This is a genomic window from Snodgrassella alvi (genome assembly GCF_002777745.1).
In the GTDB taxonomy this organism is placed as follows: Bacteria; Pseudomonadota; Gammaproteobacteria; order Burkholderiales; family Neisseriaceae; genus Snodgrassella; species Snodgrassella alvi_D.
On sequence record NZ_MEIO01000019.1, the window covers coordinates 1 to 336 of the forward strand.

The 336-nt window shown below is 57.4% G+C and carries 1 protein-coding gene; it reads right to left on the bottom strand.

The window, feature by feature from the left end; genetic code table 11:
- Positions 1–336 (bottom strand): two-partner secretion domain-containing protein (locus tag BHC51_RS01005; RefSeq protein WP_143558711.1); only part of this gene is annotated, 336 nt, incomplete at both ends.

Sequence of the window (336 nt, forward strand, 5' to 3'; positions counted from 1 at the left end):
ATGTTGCCGCGGTTGATTTGTATGCCGCTGATTTGTCCATCGTTAAGCTGGGGGCGGCCGGTGGTGAGGGTAACGCCGGCAGCGTTGATGAAGCCGCCGCCGTTGATGTTGATGCCGGCCGGATTGGCAATGATGACTTCGGCACGCCGTCCGGCTACTTCGATGTAGCCGTTAAGACGGCTGGGATTGCTGCTGTTGATTTGGTTGACGATGATGCTGGCTTCGCCTTTGGCTAACCATGGGTTACCCTGTATCCAGCCTGCCTGACGGGTCTGGGTGCTTTTGCGGCTGTTGTTGAGGATGGCGCCTTTCTGGTCGATGTCCATTTGCCGGTAC